This window comes from Longimicrobium sp. (assembly GCF_036387355.1).
Classification (GTDB): domain Bacteria; phylum Gemmatimonadota; class Gemmatimonadetes; order Longimicrobiales; family Longimicrobiaceae; genus Longimicrobium.
This window is the reverse complement of the sequence record NZ_DASVTX010000058.1, coordinates 1-5,125: the sequence shown is the minus strand read 5'-3', so window position 1 is coordinate 5,125 and position 5,125 is coordinate 1. Positions and strand designations below refer to the sequence as shown.

Annotated in this window: 3 protein-coding genes; all 3 read right to left on the bottom strand. The window is 73.8% G+C overall.

All coding sequences use genetic code 11. The features are described 5' to 3' along the window. Positions 1-411: 411 nt before the first annotated feature. Positions 412-1,842: a glycosyltransferase gene (locus VF665_RS02860; RefSeq protein ID WP_331051891.1), complete on the bottom strand. Its 1,431-nt coding sequence runs from the start codon at positions 1,840-1,842 to the stop codon at positions 412-414. Next, a complete protein-coding gene (locus VF665_RS02855; protein ID WP_331051890.1) occupies positions 1,839-2,897 on the bottom strand; it encodes a HEAT repeat domain-containing protein in 1,059 nt (352 codons plus the stop codon). Before VF665_RS02855 ends, VF665_RS02860 begins: the two co-directional genes overlap by 4 nt. A 3-nt stretch (positions 2,898-2,900) precedes the next feature. Next, on the bottom strand, positions 2,901-5,125 hold a 2,225-nt coding region (locus VF665_RS02850), incomplete at its 5' end, for a response regulator (RefSeq protein ID WP_331051889.1).

Here is a 5,125-nt window from a genome sequence, read left to right as displayed (position 1 = left end):
GCGGCCGCATGCAGTCGAAAGCTCATCATCCCCTTGTCCCCGCTTGAATCCATCCCCGCCCCACCGGCGGAAACACTTGCATCATCGGAGCCACGGCATCAAGTACGAATGTCCTGACCGGATCGGTTCCGTCCGCGTGATTTCGTGCTGGAGAACGGCACGTCGCAACAGGAAAGGACGACGACGGATGAGGGCGTGTCCCTGCGCTGCGCTCGGGGCCGGGCTGCGCGCGCCGTAGGCAACGATACAGCTGATGCCAACGGCGCCGAGCCCCCTCCGCACCAGGGCACGATACGGCTGTGCCCTGCCGCTCCGGGCTCTCGGCCCTCCGGGCGCGCATCCCTCACGCAAAGTGACCCGCGCGCGATTCATCCGGGAAAAACGATCCCCCTATTCCCTGCCGTTCTCCCCTCACGACGCCGGCTTCGCCGGCGTGCCGAACCCGCGGCGCTCCATGCTCCCCCAGCTCTTGCTCCCCCGCAGATACTTCCAGATTCCCCGAAGCCGCCACCACACGGTCAGCTGCCGGTAGCCGAGGTTCTCCAGCATCGCCCACAGCACCAGCAGCATGCGGTCGCGGAACCCCTCGTACCGGTGGAACGACGCCTCTTCCATCACCAGCGTCATCACCGTGAGCACCGCGCCCAGGCCGTAGGCGGCCAGAAAGAAGAGAATGGCAAACGGCAGGTTGATGGCGCCCAGCGTCAGCCCCGCCACCAGCCCCAGCAGCCCCACCGCCTCCACCAGCGGCGCCAGCAGCTCCACGAAGACGAAGTAGGGAAACACCACGAGCCCCATGGCCCCGTAGCGCGGGTTGAACATCACCCCCCGATGCCGCCACAGCACGTCCGACAGGCCGCGGTGCCAGCGGTCGCGCTGGCGGCCCAGCACGGCCGCGGTTTCCGGCGCCTCCGTCCACGCCACCGGGTCCGGAACAAAGGCGATCTGGTGCGGCCCGTTGCGCTCGTAGCCAATGCGGCGCAGGCGCAGCGCCAGCTCCATGTCCTCGCCCACCGTGGCGTGCTCGTAGCCCCCCGCCTCCAGCATGGCCCGGCGGTTGAACAGCCCGAACGCGCCGGAGATGATCAGGTTTCCGCCCAGCCGGTTCCACCCCAGCCGCCCGAACAGAAAGGCCCGCAGGTACTCCACTACCTGGCAGCCCGGCAGCAGCCGTCGCGGCGCGCGCGCATGGCTCACCCGGCCCGACTCCACCGTGCTTCCGTTCGCGATGCGGATCGTTCCCCCCGCGGCCACCACGTCGCGGCGCTCCAGAAAGGGGCGCACCATCCGCTGCAGCGAGTCCGGCTCGATGAGCGTGTCGGCGTCGATGGCGCACACCAGCTCGCTCGTCGTCAGGTTCAGCCCCGCGTTCAGCGCATCCGCCTTGCCCCCGTTCCGCTTGTCGACCACCACCAGGTTCGGGTGCAGGCGCGACCGGTACAGGCCGATCACCTCCTGCGAGGGGATCCGCTTCTGGTAGATGGGGTGGATGGGCGCCAGGTCGAACGTGTCCTGCAGCACGTCCATGGTGGCATCCTTGGAGCCGTCGTTCACCACGACGACCTCCAGGTTGGGATAGTACAGCGCCAGCAGGCCGCGCACGCTCTCGGAAATGGTGGCCGCCTCGTTGTACGCCGGCGCCAGCATGCTGATGCTGGGCGCCACCCGGCTTCCCATCAGCCGCCACCGCGCGCGCCCCCGGGCCAGCAGCACGTACTCCCGCATCTCGTACCCGGCGCTCACCAGCAGCAGGACGTACCAGCCGTTCACCAGGATGAAGTAGCAGAGGATGACCCACTCCAGCCGCACCAGCACCAGCGAGGCGATTTCGTGCAGCGTCATCCCCACCGCTCCCGCTCCGCGGACGAGGCCGGCAGGTCAAGCACCTGGCGGGCGATGTCGGCCGCGAACGGGTCCTCGTCCGTGAGCCCGCGGCGCAGGTAGAGCAGCCCCGGGCTCCCCAGGCTGCGCAGGGCCAGCGCGCTCTGGCTGCGCACGGCCCAGGCGCGGTCCCGCAGCAGCGCCGCGATCACGGGGGCGCTGGGCCAGTGCCCCAGCCGCCCCAGCGCGGCCGCGGCGGCGGCGCGCACCTCCGCGTCGTCGTCGTGGGCCAGGCGCTGCAGCACGCCCACCGCCTCCTCCCCGCCGATGGCGCCGGCCAGCGCCGCGGCCCGCGCCCGCACGGCCGGGAGCGGATCCGCGCACAGCCGCATCGCCGCGGCGGCAAAGCGCGGGTCCGCCAGCCCGGCCGCCACCTCCAGCGCGCCTTCCGCCTCCGCCCCGCCGTGCTCGTCCAGGTACCGTGCCAGCGGGGCAATGGCCGCCTCCCCCGCGCGCAGCAGCGAGTCGCGCACCACAAAAGCGCCGTAGCGGTCTGTCGCGGGGAGCAGCGACACCAGCCGGTCCACCCGCTCCGGCGTGGGGTGCGTCCCGGCCCACTCCACCGCCTCGGCGCGCACGGCGGGGTGCGGATCGTCCATCAGCCCCGGCACCAGCTCGCCCCCGCCGCCCACCCCCGCCAGCAGGCGCACGCCGTGAAGCCGGTCGCGCCAGTCCCTGCTGGCCGCCATCCGCCGCGCGGCGTCCACCAGCCCGATCTGCTCCGCCAGCACCGCGAGCTGCGCCCGCGACTGGCCGGTCAGGTTGGGGGCAAGCTCCGTCAGCAGGCGGATCTGCAGGCGCACGGGGATGGCGGCGATGGCCGCGTTCCCCATGCGGCTGGTGCGCCCGGAGCGCACCACGTCCAGCAGCGCGCGCCGGGCCTGCTCCATCCGCACCGTCCAGGTGCGCTCGCGCCGCTGCGCCAGCCACGCGTGGCCGAACAGAACCAGCAGCGAAAGAAGGAGAATGACGCCCTCCGCCAGCAGCGCGAACCGCACCCACTCGATCGGCGCCATGCGTCAGGCCCGCAGGGCGCGGCGGATGCGCTGCAGCAGCACGGGGACGCTGAACGGCTTGCTGACGTGGTCCCACGCGCCCAGCTCCAGCGCGCGCACCACCTCCGCCTCGTGCGTCCGCACCGTGAGCATGATCACACGCGTGCGGTCCAGCAGGCGCGCCTCCGAAAGACGGCGCAGCACGCCGTGGCCGTCCAGCCCGGGAAGGTCCACGTCCAGCAGCACCACGCGGGCGCGCAGCGCCGGGTTGTCCCCCGTCAGCAGCCCGGCCGCGGTCTCGCCGCTGGACACCCACTCGTTGCGGTAGCCGCGCGTTTCCAGGGCGTGCTGCAGCAGCCGCGCAATGGCCGGATCGTCTTCCACCACCAGCACGTCCACCGAGCGCTGCCCCTCGCCGTGCTCCGGCCGCCATCCCGAGGGGACAATGCGGTCGCGCCCGGCCGCCTTGGCCTGGTACAGCGCCGCGTCGGCGGCGCGGTACAGCGAGGCCAGGTCGCGCCCGTCCGCGGGAAAGTCCGCCACGCCGCCGCTCAGGGTGACGGAGAACGCCTCGCCCCGCGCATGGAACTTTTCCTCGCGCAGCACCTCCAGCGCCTCCGCCAGCCGCTGCACGCCGTCCGCGCGGTCCATTCCGTACATCCCGATCACGAACTCTTCGCCGCCCCAGCGCGCCACCACGTCCTCGCTGCGAAAGCGCTTCTGCAGCAGGCGACCCACGCGGGCCAGCACCTCGTCTCCGGCGGCGTGGCCGCGCACGTCGTTCACGGCCTTGAACAGGTCCAGGTCCACCACCCCGAGGGCGAACGGCTCGTTCTGCGCCGTGGCCAGCCGCAGCAGCCGCTCCAGCACCTCTTCCGAGCCGCGCCGGTTGGCGACGCCGGTGAGCGGGTCCGTCTCAGCCATGCTGCGCTGCAGCCGCACCCGCTCCAGCCGGTTGCGGATGCGCGCCGCCAGCTCCGGCCCCACGAAGGGCTTGCTCACGAAGTCGTCCGCCCCGGCGCGGAACACCGCCGCCACCGTGTCCGCGTCCGTCCGCGCGGTCAGAAAGACGATAGGGACGGACTGCCAGCGCGGGTCGTTGCGCAGCACGCGGCACAGCTCAAGCCCGCTCACGGAGGGCATGTCCACGTCCAGCAGCACCAGGTCCGGCGAGGCGGACTCCAGCGTTTCCCAGAAGCCCAGCGGGTCCCCCAGCGTGCGCACCTCGGCCTCGCCGGCCAGCACGCGGCGCACCCCCTCCAGCACGGCGGGATCGTCGTCCACCGCCAGCACCGTTTCGCGCTGGCGGGGGCGGCGCAGCAGCGGCTCCACCGCGTCCACCACGCGCGCGGGCGACTGCGGCTTGCGCAGGAATCCCCGTCCCCCGTGGCGGGCCACCTCCACCCGGTCGGCGAAGTCGTCGCTCCCGGCCAGGACGATGGTGGGCACGGCGGGCTCCTGCTCGCCCAGCGCGCGCAGCAGCTCCAGCGTGCCGTCCGCGGGAAGCAGCCCCAGCACGGCAGCGTCCGGCCGGCGCGGCAGGCAGGCGCGGGCCTCCTGGGCCCCGTGGGCCACCACCGTCCGCATCCCCCGCCCCGAGGCCTCCATGGCCAGCCGCTCCGCCAGTTCGCGGTCGTCGTCCACGATCAGCAGCAGCGGGCTGCCCGCCTCGCGCACGGGCTCGGCGGCGGCGCCCTCGTCGTCCAGCCCCGCGGGCGCGGCGGGGTCGGCGGTCAGCTCGCGGCGGATGGCGACGGCCAGGTCCGCCAGCCGCAGCGCGTCCGCCTGGCCCAGCGCGCCGGGGCCGGCCAGCAGCGTTTCTGCCTCGCGCGACAGCCGCGACGCCTCGCCGAAGCCGAACGTCCCTACGGACCCGGCCAGCTTGTGCGCCTCCCGCTCCGCCGCGCGGCGGGTCTCGGCGTCCAGCCGCCCCTCCAGCAGCCCCATCGCCGCGCCTTCCAGCGCGTCCACCCGGCGCAGCACCGGCTCGCGGAAGCGCTGCCACACCCCGGCCACGGCGGCGCCCAGCGCGCCGCGCGCCGCCCCCGCGGTCTGCGGAGCCGCCGCGGCCACGCCCAGGAGCGCGGCGGCCTCGCGGGCCAGCGCCTCGCGGTCCAGCGGGTGGTAGAGCATGCGGGCGGGGCGCAGCCGGTGCAGCGCCTCCGCCAGCGCGGGCGGGGGCGCGCCGGCCGGGGCGAGCACCAGGAGGGGAGGCGGCTCGCCGGCCTGGGAAAGCGCATCCAGAAGGA